This is a genomic window from Arachnia rubra (genome assembly GCF_019973735.1).
Lineage (GTDB): Bacteria > Actinomycetota > Actinomycetes > Propionibacteriales > Propionibacteriaceae > Arachnia > Arachnia rubra.
In genome coordinates this window covers 1,993,127-2,017,514 of record NZ_AP024463.1, presented here as the reverse complement: position 1 = coordinate 2,017,514, position 24,388 = coordinate 1,993,127, and the positions used below count along the sequence as shown (strand labels likewise).

24 protein-coding genes and 1 riboswitch are annotated in these 24,388 nt (G+C 61.4%); of the genes, 11 read left to right on the top strand and 13 right to left on the bottom strand.

Annotated elements, in window-relative coordinates; genetic code table 11:
* Positions 1-31: 31 nt before the first annotated feature.
* Positions 32-168, top strand: a riboswitch (FMN riboswitch).
* Positions 169-234: 66 nt separating this feature from the next.
* From SK1NUM_RS09240 to SK1NUM_RS09230, 3 genes are all read left to right on the top strand, one after another.
* Positions 235-1,074: an ABC transporter permease gene (locus SK1NUM_RS09240; protein ID WP_212321392.1), complete on the top strand. Its 840-nt coding sequence runs from the start codon at positions 235-237 to the stop codon at positions 1,072-1,074.
* Positions 1,071-2,063: an ABC transporter substrate-binding protein gene (locus SK1NUM_RS09235; protein ID WP_212321390.1), complete on the top strand. Its 993-nt coding sequence runs from the start codon at positions 1,071-1,073 to the stop codon at positions 2,061-2,063. The genes SK1NUM_RS09240 and SK1NUM_RS09235 overlap by 4 nt, the downstream gene beginning before the upstream one ends.
* Positions 2,064-2,298: 235 nt before the next feature.
* A complete protein-coding gene (locus tag SK1NUM_RS09230) occupies positions 2,299-3,654 on the top strand; it encodes a dicarboxylate/amino acid:cation symporter (RefSeq protein WP_223927470.1) in 1,356 nt (451 codons plus the stop codon).
* A 19-nt stretch (positions 3,655-3,673) separates the two neighbouring features.
* Here SK1NUM_RS09230 and pfkB read toward each other — a convergent pair whose 3' ends face one another.
* From pfkB to SK1NUM_RS09195, 8 genes are all read right to left on the bottom strand, one after another.
* Complete coding sequence (pfkB, locus tag SK1NUM_RS09225; RefSeq protein WP_212321388.1) at positions 3,674-4,603, bottom strand: 1-phosphofructokinase; 930 nt, start codon at positions 4,601-4,603, stop codon at positions 3,674-3,676.
* Positions 4,600-4,818 carry a DeoR/GlpR family DNA-binding transcription regulator gene (locus SK1NUM_RS15235; protein WP_263407051.1) on the bottom strand — a complete coding sequence of 73 codons (219 nt, stop codon included), beginning with the start codon at positions 4,816-4,818 and terminating at the stop codon, positions 4,600-4,602. The genes pfkB and SK1NUM_RS15235 overlap by 4 nt, the downstream gene beginning before the upstream one ends.
* Before the next feature lie 71 nt (positions 4,819-4,889).
* Positions 4,890-5,096 carry a DeoR/GlpR family DNA-binding transcription regulator gene (locus SK1NUM_RS15230; RefSeq protein WP_212321384.1) on the bottom strand — a complete coding sequence of 69 codons (207 nt, stop codon included), beginning with the start codon at positions 5,094-5,096 and terminating at the stop codon, positions 4,890-4,892.
* A gap of 5 nt (positions 5,097-5,101) precedes the next feature.
* Positions 5,102-7,225 carry an MMPL family transporter gene (locus SK1NUM_RS09215; protein ID WP_212321382.1) on the bottom strand — a complete coding sequence of 708 codons (2,124 nt, stop codon included), beginning with the start codon at positions 7,223-7,225 and terminating at the stop codon, positions 5,102-5,104.
* A gap of 42 nt (positions 7,226-7,267) precedes the next feature.
* Complete coding sequence (gene glnA / locus SK1NUM_RS09210) at positions 7,268-8,689, bottom strand: type I glutamate--ammonia ligase (RefSeq protein WP_212321380.1); 1,422 nt, start codon at positions 8,687-8,689, stop codon at positions 7,268-7,270.
* Between the two features lie 82 nt (positions 8,690-8,771).
* Positions 8,772-9,401 carry a TetR/AcrR family transcriptional regulator gene (locus SK1NUM_RS09205; RefSeq protein ID WP_212321378.1) on the bottom strand — a complete coding sequence of 210 codons (630 nt, stop codon included), beginning with the start codon at positions 9,399-9,401 and terminating at the stop codon, positions 8,772-8,774.
* Positions 9,402-9,440: 39 nt separating this feature from the next.
* Complete coding sequence (locus SK1NUM_RS09200; protein ID WP_223927469.1) at positions 9,441-10,226, bottom strand: ABC transporter permease; 786 nt, start codon at positions 10,224-10,226, stop codon at positions 9,441-9,443.
* A complete protein-coding gene (locus SK1NUM_RS09195) occupies positions 10,223-10,948 on the bottom strand; it encodes an ABC transporter ATP-binding protein (RefSeq protein ID WP_223927986.1) in 726 nt (241 codons plus the stop codon). The genes SK1NUM_RS09200 and SK1NUM_RS09195 overlap by 4 nt, the downstream gene beginning before the upstream one ends.
* A gap of 212 nt (positions 10,949-11,160) precedes the next feature.
* Between SK1NUM_RS09195 and SK1NUM_RS09190 the strand changes: the two genes are divergently transcribed.
* From SK1NUM_RS09190 to SK1NUM_RS09165, 6 genes are all read left to right on the top strand, one after another.
* Complete coding sequence (locus SK1NUM_RS09190; protein WP_212321374.1) at positions 11,161-11,691, top strand: GNAT family N-acetyltransferase; 531 nt, start codon at positions 11,161-11,163, stop codon at positions 11,689-11,691.
* Positions 11,692-11,884: 193 nt separating this feature from the next.
* The gene (locus SK1NUM_RS09185; protein WP_212321372.1) at positions 11,885-13,258 is read left to right on the top strand and encodes a hypothetical protein; all 1,374 of its coding nucleotides are present in this window, start codon (positions 11,885-11,887) and stop codon (positions 13,256-13,258) included.
* A 92-nt stretch (positions 13,259-13,350) separates the two neighbouring features.
* Positions 13,351-14,775 (top strand): PTS ascorbate transporter subunit IIC, encoded by a 1,425-nt coding sequence (locus tag SK1NUM_RS09180; protein ID WP_223927468.1) that lies wholly within the window; start codon positions 13,351-13,353, stop codon positions 14,773-14,775.
* The gene (locus SK1NUM_RS09175; RefSeq protein WP_212321366.1) at positions 14,772-15,077 is read left to right on the top strand and encodes a PTS sugar transporter subunit IIB; all 306 of its coding nucleotides are present in this window, start codon (positions 14,772-14,774) and stop codon (positions 15,075-15,077) included. Before SK1NUM_RS09180 ends, SK1NUM_RS09175 begins: the two co-directional genes overlap by 4 nt.
* Positions 15,071-15,496, top strand: a complete 426-nt coding sequence (locus tag SK1NUM_RS09170) for a PTS sugar transporter subunit IIA (RefSeq protein WP_212321364.1) — start codon at positions 15,071-15,073, stop codon at positions 15,494-15,496. Before SK1NUM_RS09175 ends, SK1NUM_RS09170 begins: the two co-directional genes overlap by 7 nt.
* Positions 15,493-16,185, top strand: coding sequence for a sugar isomerase domain-containing protein (locus SK1NUM_RS09165; RefSeq protein ID WP_212321363.1), 693 nt, complete (start codon positions 15,493-15,495; stop codon positions 16,183-16,185). Before SK1NUM_RS09170 ends, SK1NUM_RS09165 begins: the two co-directional genes overlap by 4 nt.
* Positions 16,186-16,189: 4 nt before the next feature.
* On the opposite strand, the gene SK1NUM_RS09160 is transcribed toward SK1NUM_RS09165, so the two are convergent.
* The 3 genes from SK1NUM_RS09160 to SK1NUM_RS09150 form a co-directional block, all read right to left on the bottom strand.
* Positions 16,190-16,891 (bottom strand): GntR family transcriptional regulator, encoded by a 702-nt coding sequence (locus SK1NUM_RS09160; protein ID WP_212321362.1) that lies wholly within the window; start codon positions 16,889-16,891, stop codon positions 16,190-16,192.
* Between the two features lie 124 nt (positions 16,892-17,015).
* Positions 17,016-17,246 (bottom strand): sulfurtransferase TusA family protein, encoded by a 231-nt coding sequence (locus SK1NUM_RS09155; protein WP_212321361.1) that lies wholly within the window; start codon positions 17,244-17,246, stop codon positions 17,016-17,018.
* A gap of 27 nt (positions 17,247-17,273) precedes the next feature.
* Positions 17,274-18,356: a YeeE/YedE family protein gene (locus SK1NUM_RS09150; RefSeq protein ID WP_212321360.1), complete on the bottom strand. Its 1,083-nt coding sequence runs from the start codon at positions 18,354-18,356 to the stop codon at positions 17,274-17,276.
* A 282-nt stretch (positions 18,357-18,638) separates the two neighbouring features.
* On the opposite strand from SK1NUM_RS09150, the gene SK1NUM_RS09145 reads away from it, so the two are divergent.
* Entirely contained in the window at positions 18,639-19,934 is a 1,296-nt protein-coding gene (locus tag SK1NUM_RS09145) for a glycosyltransferase (protein WP_212321359.1), read from the top strand.
* 283 nt (positions 19,935-20,217) lie between these two features.
* Here the strand turns inward: SK1NUM_RS09145 and SK1NUM_RS09140 are convergent, their stop codons facing one another.
* Positions 20,218-21,303 (bottom strand): glycosyltransferase family 4 protein, encoded by a 1,086-nt coding sequence (locus tag SK1NUM_RS09140; RefSeq protein WP_223927984.1) that lies wholly within the window; start codon positions 21,301-21,303, stop codon positions 20,218-20,220.
* 212 nt (positions 21,304-21,515) lie between these two features.
* On the opposite strand from SK1NUM_RS09140, the gene SK1NUM_RS09135 reads away from it, so the two are divergent.
* Positions 21,516-22,271: a transposase family protein gene (locus SK1NUM_RS09135; protein WP_212321357.1), complete on the top strand. Its 756-nt coding sequence runs from the start codon at positions 21,516-21,518 to the stop codon at positions 22,269-22,271.
* A gap of 107 nt (positions 22,272-22,378) precedes the next feature.
* Here the strand turns inward: SK1NUM_RS09135 and SK1NUM_RS09130 are convergent, their stop codons facing one another.
* Positions 22,379-24,172, bottom strand: a complete 1,794-nt coding sequence (locus SK1NUM_RS09130) for an ABC-F family ATP-binding cassette domain-containing protein (RefSeq protein ID WP_212321349.1) — start codon at positions 24,170-24,172, stop codon at positions 22,379-22,381.
* Between the last annotated feature and the right edge of the window lie 216 nt (positions 24,173-24,388).

Genomic DNA, 24,388 nt, shown 5'->3' with positions numbered 1-24,388 from the left:
TACTGGCACGAGGCAATACGCTAGGGTGGTTCTGACGCATCCGGGGTCGGTGAAAGTCCGAACCGGCGGTGACAGCCCGCGACCCTCGCGGCCCAGAAAAGTGGCCAACAGGTTGATCCGGTGGAATTCCGGTGCCGACAGTGAAAGTCTGGATGGGAGGAGCGCGTCGACGGCTCACGCGGCTACGAGCGTGAGTGCTGTGCGTGCACCCCGGGCTGAGGAAGGACCGGGGTTTTGACCGAGCACCAAACGCGACGAGGCCGTCTCGCGGCCCGCGCAGGAATCTGGTCTGCGTATCCCGCCCGCACCCGGCCGGTTTCCCTGGCCGCGCGCATCCTGCCTCCACTCGTGGCTGCAACTCTCCTCGTGCTCATCTGGTGGTCCTTGACCACGATCACCCCCACCGTTCTGCTGCCTGACCCGGTCGATGTGCTCGCCCGGGTCATTCGCTGGCTGGGATCCGGTGTCGCTTGGCGTTATGCCTGGCCAACCCTGGCCGCAGCCCTGCTGGGCTCCGGCCTGGCCGTAGCCGTCGCGCTGCCTCTCGGAGTCATGGTCGCTCACTCACGGCTGCTGGCAGCCGTCGCCGAACCCTTCATTGCCTTCTCCCAGACAGTCCCGCTAGTAGCCATCGCCCCTCTCCTCGTACTGTGGGTCGGCTACGGGACCTTCCCGATCGCGCTCCTATGTGCTGTCATCGCGTTCTTTCCCATGGTCACCACCACCATCGTGGGTTTGCGCAGCCTGGACATGCGGGTCATCGAGACCGCTTGGCTTGACGGCGCAGGGGCCTGGCAACGACTCATCCACATTGAGGCCCCGATGGTGGCCCCCGCCGTCCTGGCAGGGGTGCGTGGAGGGGTCGTGTTGTCTATGACGGGGGCGATCGTGGGCGAATTCGTCATGGGTGGGCAGGGTCTCGGGACGCTGCTGACTTTGTCCCGGGAAGCGGCCGACACAATCGGGGTCTTCGCCGTCTTGGCTTTTCTCGCGCTCATCGCGGCCGTCCTCGTCTCTCTGCTGGGAGTGGCTGAGCGCGCGGCCAACCGTAATTTACAAGGAGAACACTCATGAACCTGAACCGCCGGTCACTCCTGCTCGGTGCCGCGGCCCTCGGCGGGATGACCCTCGGAGGCTGTGCGGGACAGACAACGGGACAGGCGACGTCAACTGGGCCAGCCATGACGGTCGGACTGACCTATATCCCCAACATCCAGTTCAGTCCCTTCTACGTCGCTGAGTCCGAGGGACTGTTCAAAGATGCCGGGCTCACGCTCTCACTCCGGCATCATGGCACCCAGGAGGGGCTGTTCACCGCACTCACAGCAGGCGATGAGCAGGTGGTTTTCGCGTCTAGCGACGAGGCGGTTGTCGCCGCTGCTGGGGGCATGTCCGGGTTGCGTACCTTCGCGACCTGCTACCAGAGATATCCAGGGGTCGTGCTGGGATCTGCCGCAGTCACCGACCTCGCAGGGCTCGCAGGACACACCCTCGGAGTCCAGGGGCGCTATGGCTCGGGTTGGTTCACGACAAAGGCTGCCCTCGACCGCGCCGGACTTGACGAGAGTCAGGTGCAGATCACGGAGATCGGCTGGACGCAGGTGGCTGCGCTCACCGCAGGCAAGGCAGATGCCGTTGTGGGGTTCAGCAACAATGAAGCCATCCAGCTGGCCACCTCCGGCTTCTCTTATCAACAGTTCGAGGTGGTTGACGCTGCAGCCCCGGATCTCGTAGGTCCTGGACTGATCACCCTCCAGGATGCAGTACCGGCTGAGCAGCTCAACTCGGTCACCAACGCCATTCTCGAAGCCGAGAACCGGATTCTGCAGGATCCCGCATTGGCTTTGAAGGCCACCGAGAACTATGTTCCGACGCTCGCCGATGAGGCCCAGCGCAAGCAGGCTGAGGCGGTGCTGGAAGCGACTACCAAGTTCTGGACGGCGGGTGATGGGAAAGTGTCTATCAAGGCCGACCAGGAGAATTTCACACGCATGGGTGAATTCCTCACCCGGACGAAGATTATCGAGGCCGCCCCCGCAGCCATGATTCTGAACGTGGATTAGGGTCTCTGGCTGAACAGCATGCCAGAGACTCCTGTTTTGGCTTCTGGTTCACTCTGTGGCACTCTGTTCGGCATGTTCCTGCCGCTTTTCGCCCGCGTCTGGGTTGATCTGCGCCTGCAGGCAAGCTGTGTCTGTTGAGCCCGTACGCTCCAGTCCAGTCCATTTCCCGGCCGCCGGCTCTGCGGTTTTCTGCGTCTTCTGCCGGTTTCCTGACGACATTTCCCAGGAGTGAACCTTGTCACAGACAATCTCTGAATCCACCCCCGATACTGATACGCCGAAAACGCAGGGGCTACTGTCCCGGTTCGGTTTCCAGATCGTCCTGGGCCTGCTTGCGGGCGTAGTGCTCGGCGGAGTTGCCATCACCATCGGCACGAATGGAACAGAACCGAACTGGCTGACAGCCACCTTGACTCAGATCGGGAACTCCTATGTCGGGTTGCTGAAACTGTTGGTGGTTCCGCTGGTCTTCACCGCTGTCATCTCATCCATTGCCCGGCTACGGGAGGTTACCAATGCGGCCAGGCTGGCGGTCAGCACCCTGGTCTGGTTTGCCATCACCGCCTTCGCGTCTGTGGTGATCGGCATTCTGGTCGGTGTGCTCTCGCGGCCCTGGCTTGCCGCCGGGGTGAGCGGCGAGGCGGCCGCTGAACCGGGCCGGGTCGGTTCCTGGACGGCTTTCCTCACAGGGCTGATTCCCAGCAACTTCCTTGGCCTTGAGGTCGATCTCACCGCGAAGGGGGATGCGGTGACCGCTACCCCTGGTTTCAATGTGCTGCAGATCCTGGTGCTTTCCATCGCGCTTGGAATCGCCGCGCTCAAGGTGGGTAAAGCAGCCGATGGATTCGTGAGTTTCGTTGAGTCAGCCCTAGCCGTTGTGCAGAAAGTGTTGTGGTGGGTGATCCGGTTGGCTCCCATCGGGACAGCGGCCCTGATCGGCAAGGCGATTGTCTCGTACGGCTGGGCCTCACTCGCATCCCTTGGGGTTTTCGTCGTGGCGCTCTACGCGGGGCTGCTCCTGGTGTGGGTGGTTGTCTATCCGGCGGTGCTCAAGTTCAACGGCCTGCCTGTCGCCCAGTTCTACCGGAACATCTGGCCGGTCATCACACTGGGGTTCGTCACTCGTTCCTCTATGGGTGTGATGCCGGTCACCGAGCAGGTCACAGAACGTAATCTTGGCGTACCACGCAGCTATGCGGCCTTTGCAGTGCCTCTCGGCGCGACCACCAAGATGGACGGCTGCGCTGCGGTGTTCCCCGCCCTAGCGGCCATCTTCGTGGCCCAGTTCTATGGTGTGGAACTCGAATGGGGTCAGTACCTGCTTATCATCGCCGTCTCTGTCCTCGGGTCCGCGGCAACGGCCGGCACCACGGGGGCAACCGTCATGCTGACCCTTACCCTCTCCACCCTGGGCTTGCCACTGGCGGGAGTCGGACTGCTGCTAGCCATCGAGCCCATAGTCGACATGGGACGTACCGCACTGAATGTGACAGGGCAGGCACTGGTGCCGGCTGTCGTCGCGAAACGGGAGGGCATTCTCGACCGTGCTGTCTACGATACCGAGCCTGCCTTCGATGGTGTCCGCGGTTGAGAACGACGAGTAGGCGCTGCTAACTGCTCAGCCTGGTGTCCAGGTCTGGTGTGGAGATGCTAGTGACCCTGACAGCATCGATTTCTGCTGGGCCTGGGACGGCGCTGCCAGGCAGGGACACCGCGGCCGCTCCCCAGGCGACTCCATGTTCCAGGGCAGTTGCCGGGCCGTGGCCTTCAACTAGAGCGCTGAGGACCCCAGCCAGGAGACAGTCGCCCGCCCCGACGGTGGACCGCGGCCCTTCGACGGTGGCGCGGGCGTGGTGGACCATCTCGGAATCCACCCACAGCGCGCCATCAGCGCCGAGACTGACCACGACGATACCCACTCCGGAGCTGATCAGCTTGCGAGCAGTGTCCACGACGTCCCGGAGGGCCGGAAGCTTCCGCCCGGCCAGTTCGGCCAGCTCCTCCCGGTTTGGTTTGATGAGCCATGGTTTCGCGGCCACAGCGGTGGCCAATGCTGCCCCTGAGGTATCAACTACCACCCGGCCCGGATGATGCCTGATCACTTTCGCGAAGAAGGACTCGTCAACCCCCCGGGGGAGGCTGCCGCACAGCGCCACCAGCTCTGCGTCCCCAGGCACGGCATCCAGCATGGCTTGGGTCTCGTCCCCAGTGAGCGACGGCCCGGGTTCGTTGATCTTGGTGGTGTTCCCGGCGGGGTCGACGATGGCGATATTGGTGCGTGTCGTCCCAGCGACCGGGACCGCGTCGAAGGGAACCCCGGAATCATCGAGCAGCCGCTTCAGCAGCTCTCCATCCGGCCCGCCGAGCGGAAGCACCGCGCGGGCCGGATGACTGTTGCGCACCAAGGCACGGACCACGTTCACGCCCTTGCCGCCGGGGTCTATACGGCTGCTGGAAGCCCGGTTCACCTCCCCAGGCAGAAGATCCTCGACCAGCACAGTCCGGTCGATGCTTGGATTCGGTGTGAGGGTGACGATCATGTCCTGAGCACTTCCATCCCTGCGTTGTCGAGCGCCTCGGAGATTTCCTCATCAAGGCCTGAATCCGTAATCAGGAGGGCGATCTCATCGATGCCGGTGAAATGCTGGAAATGGCTGAGATCAGCCTTGCTGGAGTCCGCCAGCACAATCCGGCGCCGGGAGGACTTAACCATGGCCCGTTTGACGTTGGCCTCCGCCAGATCCGGTGTTGTCATACCCCGGTCCAGACTGAAGCCATTGGTGCCCAGGAAAGCCACATCGATGCACGTCTCCTCAAAGGCTCACTTTACCTAAGACCCCACTCCAGCCCCGGTGCTTTCCGGATCTTCCCGTCGAGCCGATGCAGCTGGATGTCCTCGTGATTGGAGAGCACAGCGGCTATCGCAATCGAGTTGGTGACCACTGCGAGCCTCAGATCGGTGGGCAGCAGCCGGGCCATGGAAAGGGTGGTGGTGCCTGAGCCGATCAGGATGATGCGCCCAGCCTGATGCACGCCCTTCAGGACCTTTTTTGTCCTAGCCGGGATGGCCACCACACCGCTGGCCCGATGTCATGTACTAGGGCCGGCACCAGCAAGGTGCGAACCACGAAGGTGTCTAGCAGTACGCCGAAAGCGACGATGAAAGCGATCTGGAGTAGGAACAGGATCGGAAGGACAGCGAGCGCCGCAAAGGTTGCTGCCAGCACCAGGCCTGCGGAGGTGATCACGCCGCCGGTTACGGCGAGCCCGCGTAGCATGCCCTCGTGGGTGCCGTGCGTTAGCGTCTCTTCTCGTACCCGGGTCATTAGGAAGATGTTGTAGTCGATGCCGAGTGCCACCAGGAAGACAAACCCATAGAGCGGAACTGACGGATCCGCGCCGGGAAGGTTCAGGACATGGTTGAAGACGATCGCTGCCGTTCCCATCGCAGTGCCGAAGCTGAGGGCCGTCGTCGCCACCAGCAGTAGGGGAGCGAGGATGCTGCGTAGTAACAGCACCAGGATTGCCAGGATCACCGCGAGGACCAGCGGGATGATCAGAGCCCGGTCATGCTCCGTGGTGGTCCGGGTGTCCAGATCTGTGGCTGTGGTCCCGCCAAGCTGAGCCGTTCCCGACAACTCAGTTCGCAGATCACGCACGGTGCTGATTGCCTCATCGCTGTCCGCCGTCGAGGTCAGGGTGGCGAGAAGCATGACCTCGCCATCATCCACCGTGGGTGCCGGAGGTGGTGTTCCGGGCCTTCCGGACGACTGCACCCCTGATGCTGTGACAGGAGCTGAACCAGATGGGGAATCCTTGGAGACGACGCTGACGGATGCGACGCCGCTGTTGCTCAACAGCCGGTTGGCCACTGTCTGCAGGCTGGTCTCAGCCGTCAGCACATACACCGGAGATCCTGCCCCACCTGGGAAATGCTCCGAGAGCACTTCCTGGCCTGTGCGCGCATCAGAGGCTCCCAGCACGAAACTACTCAAGGGCACTCCGTCCGCTTTGAGGGTCGGGACGAAGGCGGCGCCCAGGGCCAGTAGGATGATGCAGCTGATCCAGACCTGGCGTGGGCGCTGTGCCACCAAGGCTCCAGCCCTCGCGTAGACACCGGTGTGGGCCTGCTCCTCATCAGTGCGTTGAGGATCGAACTGAGGCACGCGCGGCCAATAGGATGCCCGCCCCATCAGATAGGTCAGGCTCGGCAGCAGGGTCAGCGAAGCCAGCATGGCAAAGGCGATCCCAATGGCAGCCACCGGCCCCAGCGAACGGTTGGAACCCAGATCGCTCACCAGCAGGCACAGCAGCCCTGCTATCACGGTTCCCCCGGAGGCCAGGACCGGCTCCAGGACACCGCGCAGCGCGGCCCGGGTGGCCTCTGCCTTCGACTCGTGCCTCCGCAGCTCCTCGAAGTAGCGGGCTGTGTAGAGCAGCGAGTAGTCCGTGGCAGCCCCTATCACCAGGATGAACAGGATTCCCTGGGTTTGGCCTGTGATCGTCAGTACCCCCCACTTGGCCAGCCACCAATTGGCCAGAAGAGCCACCGCCAGCGCAAAGACGCTGGTCAGCAGCACAGCCAAGGGCAGGATCACGGCTCTGTAGACGATCAGCAGGATCACCAGCACCAAACCGAGGGCAACCAGCAGCAGAAGCCCATCGATTCCGCTGAAAGCCTTCGACAGGTCGCTGGCGAAACCAGCTGGACCGGTCACATGGAACTCCAGGCCTCCCAGGTCCTGACTCGCGATGTGCTCTCTGACGGAGGAGACCGTCTTAGAGACGTTCGCTGTCGTGTCGATACCGATGAAAACCCGGGCTGCTAGGCCATCCTCGGAGTTGATCGGCGGGGAGACGGTGGCTATCCCCTCCAGTGCCCCAAGGCTCTGGGCGGTAGTCGTCATAGCCTGGCGCTGGGAGTCTGCCAGTGCCTGCTGCGTGGTGAATACGATGATGGCCGGGACCTGGTCGTTCCCGACGAAGTCGCGGTAGCGCTGCCCGACCGTCGTTGCCTCTGCGCTGGTGGGCAGGAAGCTTCCCTGGTCATTGCGCGCAACCTCGCTCACCCTGCCGAAATAGGGCCCGCCGATCGCGCCTACCAGGAGCCATGCCAGGATCAGCGCGATCGGTGTCAGTGCGCGGGCTGCTCGGGTTTTCATGGGAAAGAGCCTAGGCTCGTTTCCCTCGCCTGCATAGGAGAATTAGAGCGCGTAGTAGAGCTCGAACTCGTGGGGATGCGGGCGGACCGCGATGGCCTGGATCTCCGTGCGTTTCAGATCAACCCAAGTGGCGATCAGGTCGGGTGTGAACACGTCTCCTGCCAGCAGGAACTCATGATCTGTCTCCAGGGCTTCCAATACCGCGCTCAGGCTGGCAGGCACGGTGGGGACTTCGGCGTGCTCCTCGGGGGGCAGCTCGTAGAGATCCTTGTCGATGGGAGCCGGGGGCTCGATCCGGTTCTGTACGCCATCGAGCCCTGCCAGCAGGATGGCTGCGAAGGCCAGGTAGGGGTTGCTCGATGGATCCGGGCAGCGGAACTCGATGCGCTTGGCTTTGGGATTGGATCCCGTGATCGGGATACGGATGCAGGCCGACCGGTTGCGTTGCGAGTACACGAGATTCACGGGCGCCTCGAACCCGGGGACCAGGCGGTGGAAGGAGTTGACACTCGGATTGGTGAAAGCGAGCAGCGCCGGGGCGTGCCTGAGCACACCTCCTATGTACCAGCGGGCCATGTCTGAGAGTCCCGCGTAACCGTTCTCGTCGTAGAACAGCGGTTTGTCGCCGCTCCACAACGACGAGTGGACATGCATACCGGACCCGTTGTCGCCGAAGATCGGCTTTGGCATGAAGGTGGCGGTCTTGCCCGCTTCCCAGGCAGTGTTTTTCACCAGGTACTTGAATTTCATCACATCATCGGCAGCCTTCAGCATGGTGTCGAAACGCCAGTTGATCTCGGCTTGCCCAGCTGTGCCCACCTCGTGGTGTGCGCGCTCAACCACGAGCCCAGCGTTCTCCATGTGCCGTACGATGTCATCGCGGAGATCACCGAAGTGGTCGACAGGGGCGACGGGGAAATAGCCGCCCTTGTACTTGACCTTGTAACCCCGGTTGCCGCCGTCCTCAACGCGACCAGAGTTCCAGGCTCCCGCCTCAGAGTCGATGTGGTAATAGGAGGCGTTCGGGGTGGAGTCGAAGCGGATGTCGTCGAAGACGTAAAACTCTGCCTCTGGCGCGAAAAAGGCCGTCTCCGCTATACCCGTTGAGACCAGATAGGCCTCAGCCTTGCGCGCGATGTTCCGCGGATCGCGCGAATAGGGCTCCTTGGTCAAGGGATCGTGGACGAAGAAGTTCACGTTCAGGGTCTTCGACTTGCGGAAGGGATCGATGAAGGCGCTGGCCGGATCTGGCATCAGAGCCATGTCGGACTCATGGATCTTCTGGAATCCCGCGATCGAGGAGCCATCAAAACTCAATCCCTCGGTGAAGACCTCGGGGCCGAAGGAGCCGGCCGGAACGGTGAAGTGCTGCATTACACCCGGTAGGTCGCAGAAGCGGCAGTCGATCGTCTCAACACCCTCCTCCTTGACGAAGCCCAGGAGCTCCTCGGCGCTTTGGAACATGAACCCTCCAGTTGTCTTTGTTATCTGGGACCACTCTATGGGTCCCAGATTGCCCACATCTTCCGCCATCGTAACGGCGGTGTTACAACGTGTGTGGTTGATTCGATGGTCGTTTGCCTGATGACTCAGTGATGGAAGATGTTGTCTCAGCGATTTTCAGGACATCCCGAACTCGTAGTGGTCCCGTCAGGTAGTGCTGGATCACCGGGCCGATCAGTTCTGTCACCTCTTCGCTGGGCAGGCTGGCGAGGGGCTCTACACCGACGATGTGGCGGGCGACCACCAACCCTGAAAGCTGCGATCCTGCCAGGGATGCCCGGAGATGGCGTTCTGGTTCCGAGCAGTCGAGATGGGGGATGATTCGGTTGAGAATGGTCGTTGTGACGAAGTCGCGGATCAAATCGCTGTGTCCCGCCAGCGACCGCCGTAACAGGGCTTTCATCGCTGGAGCGGCAGGTGAGGCCCAGAGCCTGTCGACTGCATGCACCAGCTCCCGGCCCCAGCTGTTTCGTGAGCTGATGGAGATCTCTGCCTCGATGTCCTCGGGTCTAATGATCGATTTCAGCACTGCCTGGAACAGCCCCTCCTTCGAGCCGAAATAGTGGTGGATCAACGCCGCATCCACCCCAGCCTCCTTCGCAATCGCACGCGTGCTCACCGTCTCGAACGAACGGGACGCAAACAATCCGGCGGCCGCCTGTAGGAGACGCATTTTGGTGCGCCCTGACTTTGATTCTCCTGGCACGTTCGGTCACCTCGTTTTCCTCGGCATGGAAGCCGCGGCGATGGACAAAGCGGCAATGACCACTCCGACCAGGGCAGCGAGACGCCACCAGCTGTCTGAACTCAGGTCCGAGTTGGCCAGCACATCACGAACGACGTCGACTGCCCAGGTCATCGGGAGCCAGTCAGCTATGGCCTCCAGTATGTCTGGGAGTTGCTCCTTCGGGACGAGCAAGCCACAGAGAAACACCTGAGGCGCGATGAAGACCGGTATGAACTGCACTGCCTGGAACTCAGTCCTAGCGAAGGCTGAGGCCAGCAGCCCGAGAGCAACCCCGATGACCGCGTCGAGGAAGGCCAGCAGGAGCAACGCCCAGGCAGGACCCTCGAGCTCAATGCCCAGGGGACCAAGCAGCAGGACGACGAGGATACCGCTCTGTAGGACAGCCAGCAGGCCGAAGACCACAGCGTAGGAGGCCAGCAGGTTCCAACGGGTCAGTGGTGTGGTGAGGATCCGCTCCAAGGTCCCGGAGGCTCGCTCGCGGAGCATGATCACCGAGGTGACGATGAACATCATGAACATCGGCAGCACCGCCAGCATGATCGGTCCGGTGGTGTCGAAGACATGAGGTTGTCCCGGTGGCACCGGCACGTCGTGGAAGACGTAGTAGAGCAGTGTCAGCAGCAGGGGAGGGACCGCCAGGATGAGGGCGATGGCTCGTGGGTCGCCTTTCAGCTGGGCAGCGATCCGGGCCGTCGTCGCGAATGGGTACTGACGGTTTTTCACAGTGGTCTGATGACTCTGCTCCATCATTTCTGCTCCTTGATCAGGGCAAGGAAAGCATCCTCTGGGGTGCTGGTTCCGGTGCGTTGCTGGATATAGGCCACGGGCTCGTGGGCAAGAAAAGAGCCATCCCGCATGAACAGTACGGAATCGCAGCGGGCAGCCTCATCCATGACGTGACTGGAGACCAGAAGAGTCGTCCCCTGCCCTGCCAAATCGCGGAACAACTCCCATAGGGCCTGCCGGGTCAGCGGATCAAGACCCACCGTGGGTTCGTCGAGGATCAGCACCTGGGGTTGGCCGACCAGGGCGCAGGCCAGCGAGGCCCGGCTCGCCTGGCCGCCAGAGAGCTGATCGATTCTCCGGCGTTCGAAGCCTTTCAGCTGCACCCTCTCGATGGCCTGGCGCGCGGAGTCGCCTCCGGCGCCCAGTAGGCGGGAAAAATAGGTGACATTGGCCCACAGGGACGCGTCGGTGTAGATGCTGACAGCCTGCGATGTGTATGCCACCGCCCGGCGCAGTCTGGGATTTCCCGCAGGTAGGCCCAACAGCCTGACGGATCCTGAAGCGATGCGCTGCACTCCCATCAGGGCACGCATCAGAGTCGTCTTTCCGCATCCCGAAGGGCCCAGGAGACCTGTCACCGAGCCAGGTGGCAGAGACAGTGAGAGCCCATGGAGCACCTCATTGCGGCCGCGCCTAACGACCAGCTGATCGACATCCACAGAACTTCCATCGCTTGATGATTTCATCATATGGTGAATTATACTCGCGGTTACGCGTGGTCAGACAGATCAGAGAAGACAGATCAGAGAAGGAAGACTGTCTAGTCTGCGGGCCGTGGCTGCAGTCGCGAGGCAGTGAATTGATGCTGGCCTGCCCATAGCATTGCCATGCCGATCTGAAAGCCGAGATAGGAGTTGTTGTTCGTGTTTGAGACCTTGGGATTCCTGGAGGCAAGGTTGTGAACGGGCCCCGGCTGCGCCCCCTGGGTTTGTCTGACGCTCCGCGGGTCCTTGATGCCTTCGCCGCCGGATCTGGCATGACTCGTCAGGGCGAGGTGACAACCTTTGAGGAGGCGGAGGCCTATGTTTCCCGGCTGATCGACGTGACTGGTCCTCACCGCGCCTTTGCGATGGTGGGTGAGAAGGACCAGCTGCTCGGGATCGTGGCTCTGAGCATTGATACTGCCAACCGCAATGCCTGGTTCTGGTACTGGACCCATCCCCAAGGGCGAGGCCGCGGATGGACCAGCCGGGCCGCCGCGACAGTCGCGGACTGGGCATTGAATGCTGCTGGTCTACACCGTCTTGAGCTAGGGCACCGCGTGAACAACCCCGCCTCGCGCGGTGTGGCGCTGGCGGCGGGGTTCATCCAGGAGGGCGTCGAGCGGGATAAATTCCTAGTCGCTGGGGAAAGAGTCGACGTGCTGACCTACGGGCGGCTGGTCACAGACCCCTCTCCTGCAACTGTGCTGCTCCCGATTCTTGTCTGACTGGCCGCCGGTCCTGGCGGTGTGCCCCGGACCGGTGCCGCCCGGGATTCCAGGACAGTCTTGCCCAGACGCTTGTCGCTGGTTGGCCATCTCGCATCTGATGCCTATTGGTATTGACCTTCTCTCAGTCTGCGCTTTAGAATGGTCTATACCATTTGATAGTCGCTCAAGGAGGAGCGGAGAGGAGATGCGGATGTCTCACAGAAAGACCGCGATGGTCATCGCGGTGCTGACTTCCCTGGTCCTCGGCGCGGGTGTGGCAGTTGGGGCGCCGCCGAGCAGTCAGCGAGCCCAGGGGAGTGGCTGGGATGGGGACGGCCTACACGATGCCTGGCGGCTCATTCGATCTGAGAAATTCAACCGGCCTATGAGGGCCGGGAATGACACAGGCTGGTTTCCCAACAAGGACGAGAAGGGCACCGGCTATGACGTGGACGCCTATGACAACGACGGGGAGTTCTTCCAGACCTTCGGCGGCGATGCCTTCCGGGAACATCTGGCGGGTCTGGGTCTTTACCGGCGTTCCTACACCGTGGGGAAGAAGGGCTGGCTGACGGTTGAACTCGCCGCGCGTGACCGTGATGGTGATGGCAGGCCCGACAACGTCCCATCCTTCCGGAGAACCAGATCGCGGGCTTTGGGCTCTGTCGGCACGTTCAACGTCCCGGACCACAACTCGGCGGTCGTGCTGCGCTCCACGGATCCTCTGCCCGCGGAGTACCGCATCGAGGTCACATTGCGCGCCATCGATTTCGGCGGCCAGCGCAACGGAACCTGGGACTATGACGGCAAGACCAACGGCTACAGGCCTGACGGTTGTAAGACTATCTACCCGTGGCCCGGTTCGCCGGATGCCGACTACAGGCCAGCGGAGTGTGACTGGTTCGATGTGACCACGGACTCCAATGGCTACTACTTCCTGTCGATCATGGACTACCCGGCGGCTCCTCACAACAACGTCTTCGTGCACCAGCGTCGCAAGGTCGTGATGGACGGCTACAACCGCTACCAGTACACCGGTACCGGGTTACGCTACTGCGATCCGGGCAGTGGCGGGTTCCAGCCCTATGAGTGGGGCAGTGGTAATGGTGTGAACATGCTCTTTATGACACCGGAACGCCGGTACAGAAGCTCACCGGGAACCCAATACTTCATGCAGTCCGAGTGCGGCACTGAATACGGTGGCGCCATCGTGAGCCAAGCTGATCTGATTCCCGAGATGATGCCTGAGCTCACCTACACCTTCGCCATCGAACGGCTGGATGGACACTATACACTTGAGGTCTCAGGTAACTTCCGCAATGTCGGATGGGCGACCTACCGCTACAGCCAGCCCTTCGACGACGGTAAACATCCGATCTATCACTACAACCAGAGCGCCGATGAGTACGACGGCCGCTACAACCAGGACTGGACCTACACGGCAGGTGAGCGTACCTTCGTGGACCCGGACATCTGGCCGGCTGGATCGGCCTATCCCGACTATTTCATGATGGGAATTCCCCACATGAACTTCTATGAGGGGACAGCAAGCATCGACGACGTGCAGCTGTACATACCCCGCTGACCCGCTAGGCCGGGGAGCACAGCTGCCCCGGCCTGCCATTTCCTTCGCTCACGCCTGGCTGAACCAGCCTGAAACATCACTCGGAGGGACCCGTGGAATCCTTAGCCAATATCGCCGCAGCACTGGCGAATAACCTCTTCTCGCAGGTGGCCATCCTGATCGGACTGATTGCCCTGATCGGTCTGCTGCTCCAGCGCAAACCTTTTGAACAGGTGATAGGTGGCGCTGTCCGAGCCACCCTTGGTGTCGTGATCCTAAATATTGGCGTCGACATCTTCGTCGCTGGACTGGTCGCTTTCCAGGCCATTGTCTCCAGTGCTTTCCGGATCACACCACCAACCAGTGCTAGCACCATGAAGACGTTCCTGGAGGGTAGCGGTGCAGTGGTCCCTTTGGTGATCGCATTGGGTTTTCTCATCCATCTGGTCTTGGTGTCGGTGTTCAAGGCAGCACGCTATGTCTATCTGACCGGACATCTCATGTACTGGATGTCCCTGGTCCTGGTGGCCACCCTGGTGGAGGCGGTCCCCGGTGTGGACCGAGTCGCATTGATCGTGGTAGCAGCAATAGTCGTGGCCTGCTACTGGACACTGCAGCCGTTGTGGATGGAGCCATTGATGAAGCGGGCAGTCGGCGGGGATAACTTTGGGCTGGGGCACACCACATCGTCACTCGCGCTCTTGTCCGGATATGGCGCCAAGGTCCTGCGGCTCGGAGACCCCGGGAAACACGACACGGAGAAGATCCGCATGCCGAAAGCAGTGGCATTTTTCAAAGACATCAATGTCTCCACGGTTTTTGTCATCGGTGTCATCATGATTGTTGCGATCCTGTTTGCTGAGGACAGCGTTGTGGTGAAGCAGCTTGGTGACAGCAACATGGCTCCGATGATGTGGGGATTCGTCCAGGCACTGCGATTTGCGGGCGGCATAGCCATCTTGCTCTACGGCGTCCGCATGTTCTTGGCCGAGATCGTTCCGGCTTTCCGCGGGATCTCACAGAAACTGCTGCCAGGTTCCCGCCCTGCCCTGGATATCCCGACGGTTTTCCCGAAGGCGCCAACAGCGGTCATGATCGGTTTCCTGGCCTCGATCAGTGTGTTCCTGATCTGCATGGGAATCTTCGCCGCGGCCGGATGGTTTGCGCTTGTCCCGCCCATGATCATGCTGTTCTTCGGTGGCGGAGCGGGCGGCGTCTTCGGCAATGCCACCGCGGGTTGGCGCGGCGCAGTGTTCGGCGGTGCTCTGAATGGTCTGATCCTGGCACTCGGGCAGTGGATCGGCTGGGGGTTTTACAGCTCCACCGCCCCTGAACTGGCCACGTTGGCCGATCCTGACTGGTATGCCGTCGGATGGCTTTTCCTCGGCTGCGGTAAAGCATTCGGACACCTCGGCTCAGGTGGCCTGTGGGCCCTAGGTGTTGTGACGCTGATCATCACGGCAGCTGTCCTACTACTCATCAATAAAAAGACCAAGGCTCCCGCTGGGGATGTTGAACAGAAAGTGGCGGATAAATGACTATGCCAGAACCGATGAAGATCCTGTGCGTCTGTGGTTTGGGAATGGGAACCTCCCTGATCCTTCACATGACAGTCGAGACTGCTGTTAACCGGATGGGGTTGGAAGCTGAGATCGACCACACCGACCTCTCCTCAGCGCGCAGCATGGGGCCTGACGTCGTGGTGGGACAGGGCATGCACACTGAGGAACTGGAGGGAATTGCGCCTGTCATCGTGGCAGTGGACGACTTCCTGGACGACGGTGCTGTTGAGCAGAAACTGCGGGCGGGATTTGCCGAGGCCGGGTGGTCAGGATGCTGACGGCAGCCGCGACCGGTGTTGCGACAGATTGGCGGACTGCGATTCTCCAGGCGGCGGCGCTGCTGGGGCAGTCTGGAGCAACCAGCCGGGAATATGGCCCACGTTGTGTCCAGTCGGCTGAGGAGCTGGGTCCCTACTTTGTGCTCAGTCCCGGGATCGCCCTGGCTCATGCCCGTGCCGACGACATGTGCCAGGCTGCAGGGCTTTCGTTGCTCCGATTGGAGAAACCGGTCGCCTTCGGTCATGACACCAACGACCCGGTGGATCTGGTGTTCTGCCTCGCATCCCCGGACAATGAGGCTCATATGGCTGGGCTCAGGGCATTCGCACTGGCCATGGCCGATGGATTGGAGACCAGGCTCCGAGAGGCTGCGCCGGAGGAGCTGCCCGGGCTGCTGGCGGAGGTGGCGAGGAGATGAGCTCAGCCGGTTCCTGGATCGACGGGGTCATAACCCATAACCGGGGGCCAATCGAGGCAACAGCTGCCCGGCTGGCTGAGACCCACCAGGCTGGAGGTCTCATCTATACGGCAGGTTCAGGGCATTCCCTGGCTATGGTGATGGAGACTTTCTTTCGTGCCGGCGGCCTGGCTATCGTCAAGCCTCTGTTCCGGCCTGAATTACTGCCCTTGAACGGGGCTTTGAGGGCGACGGAGGTAGAACGAGAAGTGGGGATAGGCAGGGGGCTGGTTACCGCAGCCGGCCCAGAACCACGAGACTCGGTCATCGTCTTCTCGAATTCAGGGCGCAATCCGTATCCCGTCGAAATCGCGGAGGAATCACGGAGACATGGAGCGGCCGTCATCGCCTTCACGAGTGTTGAGGCCAGCAGACAGAGCGATCCCCGGGCGACGCGGCGGCTCTATGAAGTGGCGGACATCATCCTGGACACCTGGACGCCCGTCGGGGATGTTTCCCGGCCGCCCGGGGAGCCGGTCACCAGTCCGTTGTCGACGCTCAGCTGCTGTGCGCTGTGGACGGAGATCCTCGCCGCCGTGGTGGAGCTCGACCCCACGATGCCGCTGTGGCGCAGCGCGAACCAGGACGGCAACGACGGTTTCAATCAGAGTCTGACCGAGCAGCTGCGGAGCCGGATTCCGGAACTGTGACCCGTCACTCTTGGGCGGGAAGCAGACGCGCGGTGAATTGGTAGGAGTCCGCCCGGTACCAGGAGATCGTGTGCTCGACGAGACGATCCTGGACAAGGGTCTTGCGGTCCATGCAGATCACCGGGGAACTCGCCCTGGTGCCTAGTGAGGCCGCGATCTCAGCGGGGCATTCGACGGCTATGATCCGCTGCTCACCGGAGTCCAGCCGCAAGCCATAACGCTTGCTGAGCGTCTCATAGAGGGAGTTCCTGGCGTCGTCGGCGCAGTAACCTGGCACCAGCGAGGCATCCAGGTGGGTTTCCTCGATCGCCAGCGCAGTGCCGTCGCCGGTGCGGATCCTGGTCATCGTGATCAGCGGGGTGCCGGGGGCAAAGGGGTCCTCTTGGCCGGCGGTCTTGCTGCTGAAATCGAGCACGATCGCACCCGGCTCCTTTCCCCTGGCGCGCATGTCCTCGCTGAATGAGTTCAGGGACAGCCGCAGCTCGATGCGTGGCTGGGAGACGAACGTTCCCCGTCCGACATGGCGGTCCAGCAGGCCTTCCCGTGTCAGCTCGATGACAGCGCGCCGCGCCGTCATCCGGGAGACCCCATATTCCAGGGCTAGGTCGCGTTCAGAACTGATTGCCGCGCCGATCGGCAGTTCGAGAATTCTTTGACGTAGCCGTTCCCGCATCGTCAGGTATTTGGGGGACGGCTCTGAGGACACACGAGGGATCTTAGCTGGGGTTGGACAGAAGCGGTCTCCTCAGCGGCCGTGTTTCCCACGGCGGCCTTCCTGGGGGAATTGGCCGCCGTGGGAAACGGCCCCCATTGGCGGGGTATCTGTGATATCAGGGCTTGGCGACGGTGATCGTCCAGCCGGCATCCCCTACTCGTTCGAAGGCGGTAACCGGATAGCCGTTCTCCGCCGCCCAGCGGGGAATGGCCTCGGTGGCCTGCGTGCAGTCGAAATCGATGCGCAGCAGGTCCCCGCTGGGAATGGTGGCGATGGCCGCCTTTGCCTCGTTGAGAGGGAAGGGGCAGACTTCGCCGGCGGTTTCGAGAATGTGAGTTGTGGGCATGATGGACTCCTCGTCTTGCTGAGGCATTCAGACGGCGGTGGTAATGGTGGTCTGGGTGGTGGTCAGTTTCTTCGACTGGGGCCGTAGGAAGATCTTGGCCGCTGCCCCGACGCCTAGGAAGAACCCTGCGAAGGCGAGAATCCCGTTGAGACTCAACTCCGCAGAACCCACCAGGGCGTTGCCGATAGTGCAGCCTCCCGCCAGGCTGGCGCCGACCCCCATCGCGATGCCGCCGATCAGCGACTTGACCATGGTGGGTGCGTCGGGAACCCGCAGCCGGAACTCGCCGGAGGCCTTAGCTGCGATGTAGGAGCCGATGATGATCCCCACCACCATGAGGGAACCCCAGTTGGTGATGGCCGTCACGTCTCCGGCGATGATGCCGTAGGCCAGGTTCGATGACGGGCCCGTGATTCCCAGTCCCGACGTGCGGCCCGCCGCGTAGCTCAATGGGTAGGCGGCGATGGCGATGAGGCCCACCAGTACCGCGGTGAAGAATGGGTGCCACGGGCGTTCGAAAAGCAGATGGGCCAGGCCGGTCCGTGCGGGAGGCAGAGTGGCGACCTTCAAACCGCGCTCGGCCCGGAGATGACGCCAGGCCAGCCAGCCAATTCCGGCAGCCATCAGGACGACCAGAGGCCACGCAGACACACCGAGGGTGTCGTACACCGTCGTCAGGCCGGTGTTGTTGAGGTCCTGTACCCCTTCGTTGAGGGGCTTGAGAATGCCCTTCTTCATGGCGGCCGCCGAGCCGGCATAGGTGATCAGGGCGAGCCAGGAACCGATCAGGCCCTCACCCGCCCGGTAGTAGGTGCCAGTGGCGCAGCCTCCGGCAAGCACGATCCCAGCGCCGAATATGAGCGCTCCGGTGATGGTCGCCAGGGGAGTGAGGGGTTCGGCCGAGTGATTGACCAGCCCGAGTTCTAGCAGGCTGAAGAAACCGACCGAACTGATCGCGATGGCGATCAGAAAAGCTGTGAGCCAGCGGGTGCGGCCAGAGGTCCAGACGTCTCGGAGGGCACCCGTGACGCAGAAGCGTCCACGCTGCAGCACGAAGCCGAGCAAGGCACCGAGTAACAGACCTGAGGCATGGGAAAAGAAAACAGACATGAGTATTCCTGAGCTTGGGGATGTGATGGATGTGGCCGGGGTCGGCCGTATAAGTCAGGAATGACAGGCCATGGCGGCGATACGAAGCAGATCGACATGCAGGCGCGCAGTCAGGAGGATGCCCATAATGACTTGCGGGCCGGCAGCGGTTCGCAGCATGAAGGCACCTCCTCTCATCAACCGCGGTTCACTCTATGCCATCGTCACCGGAAGGCGAAACGGCTGATTCCTTCAGACTGGTGCGAGAAGATGGGGTTCTCGTCTCGTGGATGGAGTCCGCTGATGTTCAAAACCCTGTTGTTCGCGCCGGAAACCTTCAATTTCGCAGAGGTCACCCGTTGCATTGAAGTGGCTCGCAGACTCCCTGGGATCCGGTGTGTCTTCGCCGGGTTCTCTGAGCGCTTCACCTCACCCATCAGAGAAGCCGGGTTTGAATATCGGTCCCTCAAACCAGTGCTCACAGATGCTGAGGGGAAGATGGCCATCGCCTTCGACCAAGGCAGAAGTATCCGCCATCCCTTCACTGCTGGCATGGTGCGGCAACGTGTCATTAGCGAGCGGGCGCTCATTCGTGAGCTGGACGCAGCAGCCGTTGTGATCGGCACCACCCTCAGCCAACTGATCTCCGCGCGGGCCGAGCGTGTGCCACTGTTTTATGTGAAGCCCTTCGCCTATTCCGCGCCGCACATGACACAGATGCGCCGCACCGGCTTCCTTCCCACCGCAACCCCTGCGCAGCGCACCATTGACAAAGGCGTGGCGTGGCTTTCCCGGACCGTGCTGGCCAAGGCCATTCCCGTTCCCAAAGGATTCCGTCAGGTTGCCAGGGAGTGCGGGGTCCAGATACCTCACACCCTGGTGGGATTCATCGAGGCGGACATGAACCTGGTGGCCTCCCCACCCAGGCTGATCCCCGACTGGTGCCGGCTGCCCGGAAACTACCGAGCGGTCGGCCCGGTGTATGCGCAGCTTGACGCGTCCATCCCAGAGGACTTCGCGCTGCTGCGGAAGCGGGGGCGTCCGGTGGTACTGGTCGCAATGGGCAGCTCCGCCAGCCGTAGCTTGGTTCTCGACGTGCTGCACAGCGCGGCCCGTGCGGATGTCGAGATCGTCTCTCCCAGTGCCTTGTACCTGTCGCAGGCAGACCGGGCCGCGTTGCCCGGCAACGTCCACGTCACCGGTTGGATCCCAGTGCACAGGCTCGGGAACCTTGTGGACGTGGCTATCACCCATGGCGGCGAGGGCACCGTCCAGACTAGCTGCGCCAGCGGGTGGCCCTTCATCGGCATACCGCTACAGCTCGAACAGCGGTACAACGTGACCCGGTGTGTGGAATTCGGCAACGCGCAGCTCATCAGCCGGAGGCAGGCCGGGCGCGTGGACTGGGCTCAACTCGTTACCCATCTGCTCGCCAACGAGGCCATGCGTAAGGCCGCTGCCAGCATGGCGCGGCTGTTCGAGGGGAGTGATGGCCCGGGTACCTGCGCCCAGATCATCCGAGACGAGCTGGGGAAGGTGCGAGCAGTCCCATGCTTACATCCCCTGATTGAGGAAGGACGATGGTGCGGGTGCTACTGAAAAACGAGTCTCTACGCAGCGACCTGGGCTTGGGTGGAAGTTCGGCGCGTACATCACAGGCCAGCTTGCATTGCACAACCCTGAGGGTTTAGGGACTTAGGAGGTTATTCATGACTACGAGCAACCCCGCGTTGGCAGGGTGTTTGTCTGACTGAAGTCCTCGTGAATAAGCCTCTTACTTACCACGAGATTTTATCTTGGCAAATATCCTTGTTAATGCAGAATTGCTTGTGGCTATGAATAATCTTCTTAGCATCCGTTCTCTGGGCAGTTGTCTTTCTTTTTATTTCCGGTCAATCAAGTCTGTTATCCTCGATAACCAGGCGCCCGTGAAATCTTTAGAGCTGTAAGTGACTGCTTTCTGCCAGGACCGGTGGGAGATGTCTTTGTAGAGCTTTTTGTCAGTGAACAGCGGTTCGATCACGTTGACCCACGGATCGATGTTCTGTGGCGGTGCGATGACCTCCAGTCGATGGTTCGCGCGCCTGAATTCCGGATTCCCGTCAGGTTCAATGAGATATTCGACTCCCAGTTTCGCTTCGGGGAGTCCCCCCGTCCTACTAGCGACCACCGGGATGCCGCGGAGCATTGCCTCGATTGTTAGGACCGACATGCTTTCGATCAATGATGGCATCAGGAGGACAGAGGTCTTGGCTAGCAGGTCGTCGACATTGCGTGAGGGTGGGAGTAGATCGACGTTTGGAATATCCGTCAGAGCGTCAAGGTCAGTCTGTGTCGTGGCCCACGTCGGGACAGCTGCAAACCGTCTTCCTGGTAGTTGGTGTGCAAGGTCAATGAATACCCCGATACCCTTCATGGCTGAGGGGTTGAAGAGAGTGATATAGCCGTCCCTGAAGTTGTCATATACCGGCCAGGGTCCGTGTCCGAAGGCGGGGAAGCCAAGGACCTCGGTGTTCAGTCCGCCATGTCTTTTCATGTAGTTTGCCGCGAAATTGCTGACGGTCAGCGATAGGTCAACGTGCCGCAATAAATCGTGCTCTTTTTCGCTTGGGAAATCACTGAGAGGGCCGAATGGGAGGAATAGGAGGGCGTGGGTGACGTGGACTACCGGGACTCCTTTCCCGAGAGCCGCCGAGAGTAAGGCGGAGTTCTCGTCGGAGACGATGATGACGTCGGGATGCCACGCGATGATGGATTGTTCAATGCGGCTACGGATTCCTTCCCAGGCGATAGCATTCACCGCGACGTCGTTGTAGTCGAACATGACACAGCCCACCTCTTCCCTTATCCCGGAGATCCCCAGGATGATCAGGTCTTCGAAGAGCGCTTCTCGCCCCTGCCGCCAGTCCTCTCCGCGCAGGGGGGTTATGGCGAGGCATTGACTACCGATATTTGCAAGATGTTCCAGAAGTAGTCGATTGAGCTTGGAGCCAGCGAAGTCATAAAGATATGTTTGAGGCTAGCATAGCATTATTCTCACATCAGGAGGCTTATTCATAGGGGTGTTTTGGCTTTCCCCAGCTAACACTTTACCCGAGGGGGATGTGAGGGCGGCTTGCCCGATCTGAGATAATTCAAAATGCAGAAAGAAAACCCTCAGATGAAAGACAAGCCGCCGCCGTGAATACTACCACAAGCCTTGACCGTGACCAGATCCTCAACCTGTGCGAACTGATCCACACATCCCGTTCCGGAAACCTTCCCCCGGCAGGGTCCCGTGTCCTGGGCTTGTTCCGCTGTATCCAGGTCACTGTGTTGATATTGCGGCACAATCTCACCCAGGAGTTGCTGGCCGACATCCACACAGTCTCCCAAGCCACCATCTCACGAGTGGTGGCGGTCTACACTCCCCTGATCGCCGAAGCCCTCCAGAACTGGGTGCCCAGTGTGGGGGACCTCGACCCGGACCGTCAGTACATCATCGACGGTACTCTGGTGTCCTGCTGGTCGTGGCACGACCGTCCCGAGCTGTACTCAGGCAAGCACCACACGACGGGGGTGAACCTGCAAGTGGCCTGCACCCTGGCCGGACAGCTCGCCTGGATCTCCCCGCCCCTGCCGGGTAGTGTGCATGATGCAAAGGCCATCAAGGAATCCGGCTTCCTCGCAGCCCTCGACAGTCAAAGTCATATTGGAGACAAAGGCTACATCGGATTGGGGATGATCACCCCCGCGAAGAAACCCGCCCATGGTGAACTCACCGACAGCGACAAAAGAAACAACACGACCATCAACCGCGTCCGCTACCTCATCGAACGTGTCATCGCGAACGTCAAAACCTGGCGTGTTCTACACACCGATTACCGCCGCCCCTACAACACCTTCGAAACCACAATACAAGCCGTCACAGGACTCATCTTCGCCTACAGTCTATGAATAAGCCTCCAGGTACCCTATCGTGTCAGGTTTTCCCATACCTATGCCCTGGCTGATGTGTGGCGTTTTGTTCTTTCACGCGAAGTGGCGGCGGACCTAGCCTGTTGTCAACCAAGCTGCTCAGAAAGCTCCAACCAGCTCTCCTCCAGGGCCTGGTTCTCCGACTCCGCATTCTGGAGCTCTTCTGTCAGCCTCTGGAGGCCGGCGTAGTCAGTCTGATCGTGGGTAGCCATCTTCTCGTGGATCTTCTTGATCACATCCGCCTGCTTGTCCAGGCGCCGCTCGACAGAAGCGAGTTCCTTGCGTAGTGCCCGCTCCTGCGCACCACCCAGCAATGACATCTTCGCAGCACCCCTCCCTGTGGCGGCCAAGGGTGAGTCAGCCTTGCTGGTTTTCCGTCCCGCCGCCAGGGCAAGATACTCGTCAACCCCACCTGGAAGATGTCGCAGCTGACCGCTCATGATGGCGTACTGCTGATCAGTGATCCGTTCCAGCAGATATCGGTCATGGGAGACCACGATCAGGGTTCCCGGCCAAGAATCCAGCAGATCCTCCAAGGCGGCCAGCATGTCAGAGTCGACGTCGTTTGTGGGCTCGTCCAGGCAGATCAGATTGGGTTCGCTCAGCAACATCAGCAGTAGCTGGAGACGGCGTTTCTGCCCTCCGGAGAGGTCACCGACACGAGCCGATAGGTGTTCACGGGCGAAACCCAGCCGCTCCAGTAACTGTGCTGGGGTCAGCTCCCTCCCGTCGACCATGAATGTTGTCTTGGTCCTGGCCAGGACCTCACGAACCCTGTCCTCGCCGATGTCCGCGAGTTGGGAGAACTGCTGATCCAGCACCCCCAGCTGCACTGTCTTGCCTCGCTTCACCCGTCCCGAGGAGGGAGTGATGTCACCGGAGATGAGGCCGAGCAAAGTGGACTTGCCGGTTCCGTTCGCCCCTAAGATTCCGGTACGTTCCCCTGGTGCGATCCGCCATGTCACACCACGCAGCACCTGGTTCTCGCCGTAGGAGACGCTGGCGTCTTCCAGGTCGACGACGTCCTTGCCCAACCGGGCAACCGCCATCGCCTGCAGCTCGATCGGGTTCCGCACCGGAGGCACATCCGAGATCAGCTGATTCGCCGCGTCGATACGGAACTTCGGCTTCGATGTCCGGGCCGGAGCGCCCCGGCGCAGCCACGCCAGCTCCTTGCGCATCAGGTTCTGGCGTTTCGCCTCTGCCGCTGCAGCCATCCGGTCCCGTTCGACCCGCTGCAGCACATAGGCCGCGTAGCCGCCCTCGAACGGCTCGACGATGCCGTCGTGGACCTCCCAGGTCTCGGTGCAGACCTCGTCGAGGAACCAGCGATCATGCGTGACGACCATCAAGCCGCCAGAATTCTTCGTCCAGCGTGAGTTCAGGTGCCTCGCAAGCCATGCGATTCCCTCCACATCGAGATGGTTCGTAGGCTCATCCAACGCCAGCAACTCCCAGTCGCCGATCAGCAGCGCGGCAAGAGCGACACGGCGCCGCTGGCCGCCCGACAACTCACCGATCCCTGCGTCCCAGGCAACATCAGCGACCAGACCGCCGATCACATCGCGGGTCCTCGGATCCCCTGCCCACTCATGGTCAGGACGATCCCCCACGATCGAGAAGCCCACCGTCGCAGCATCATCCAGGTCATCGTGCTGCGTCAAGGCGCCGAAGCGCACATTCCCGCGCCGCGTGATCCGGCCTTTCTGTGGCTCGATCATGCCGGTGAGCATCCCCAGCAGGCTCGACTTCCCATCGCCGTTACGGCCAACGATGCCGATCCGGTCACCCTCCTCGATCCCCAGGCTCACGGAGTCGAACACCACCCGGGTTGGGTATTCCAGGTGTAGCGACTCAGCACCGAGCAGCGGCGTGGCCATCAGCAGCCGCCTCTCATGCGCCGCAGCACACCCCAGCTATGTGCTGGCAAGGAAAGGCCCTGTGGTCTAGAGCCCTGGGGAAGCTGTGATGCGCATCCTCGCGGGGGTGGGCCCAGGAGGCACGGACCATCCGGCAGGGCATGGGCGCCGAATGCGTGCAGGACCGATTCCAGGTTGACCAGATGTGCCACGCCCGGAAAGTTACCAGTGAAACGT

What these genes read in the sequence shown, in the direction of transcription:
- SK1NUM_RS09235 (WP_212321390.1), top strand. Translation starts at nt 1,071, where the DNA reads ATGAACCTGAACCGCCGGTCACTCCTGCTCGGTGCCGCGGCCCTCGGC.
- pfkB (WP_212321388.1), bottom strand. Translation starts at nt 4,603, where the DNA reads ATGATCGTCACCCTCACACCGAATCCAAGCATCGACCGGACTGTGCTG.
- SK1NUM_RS15235 (WP_263407051.1), bottom strand. Translation starts at nt 4,818, where the DNA reads ATGACAACACCGGATCTGGCGGAGGCCAACGTCAAACGGGCCATGGTT.
- SK1NUM_RS09215 (WP_212321382.1), bottom strand. Translation starts at nt 7,225, where the DNA reads ATGAAAACCCGAGCAGCCCGCGCACTGACACCGATCGCGCTGATCCTG.
- glnA (WP_212321380.1), bottom strand. Translation starts at nt 8,689, where the DNA reads ATGTTCCAAAGCGCCGAGGAGCTCCTGGGCTTCGTCAAGGAGGAGGGT.
- SK1NUM_RS09205 (WP_212321378.1), bottom strand. Translation starts at nt 9,401, where the DNA reads ATGCGTCTCCTACAGGCGGCCGCCGGATTGTTTGCGTCCCGTTCGTTC.
- SK1NUM_RS09200 (WP_223927469.1), bottom strand. Translation starts at nt 10,226, where the DNA reads ATGATGGAGCAGAGTCATCAGACCACTGTGAAAAACCGTCAGTACCCA.
- SK1NUM_RS09195 (WP_223927986.1), bottom strand. Translation starts at nt 10,948, where the DNA reads ATGAAATCATCAAGCGATGGAAGTTCTGTGGATGTCGATCAGCTGGTC.
- SK1NUM_RS09185 (WP_212321372.1), top strand. Translation starts at nt 11,885, where the DNA reads ATGTCTCACAGAAAGACCGCGATGGTCATCGCGGTGCTGACTTCCCTG.
- SK1NUM_RS09175 (WP_212321366.1), top strand. Translation starts at nt 14,772, where the DNA reads ATGACTATGCCAGAACCGATGAAGATCCTGTGCGTCTGTGGTTTGGGA.
- SK1NUM_RS09170 (WP_212321364.1), top strand. Translation starts at nt 15,071, where the DNA reads ATGCTGACGGCAGCCGCGACCGGTGTTGCGACAGATTGGCGGACTGCG.
- SK1NUM_RS09165 (WP_212321363.1), top strand. Translation starts at nt 15,493, where the DNA reads ATGAGCTCAGCCGGTTCCTGGATCGACGGGGTCATAACCCATAACCGG.
- SK1NUM_RS09155 (WP_212321361.1), bottom strand. Translation starts at nt 17,246, where the DNA reads ATGCCCACAACTCACATTCTCGAAACCGCCGGCGAAGTCTGCCCCTTC.
- SK1NUM_RS09150 (WP_212321360.1), bottom strand. Translation starts at nt 18,356, where the DNA reads ATGTCTGTTTTCTTTTCCCATGCCTCAGGTCTGTTACTCGGTGCCTTG.
- SK1NUM_RS09145 (WP_212321359.1), top strand. Translation starts at nt 18,639, where the DNA reads ATGTTCAAAACCCTGTTGTTCGCGCCGGAAACCTTCAATTTCGCAGAG.
- SK1NUM_RS09130 (WP_212321349.1), bottom strand. Translation starts at nt 24,172, where the DNA reads ATGGCCACGCCGCTGCTCGGTGCTGAGTCGCTACACCTGGAATACCCA.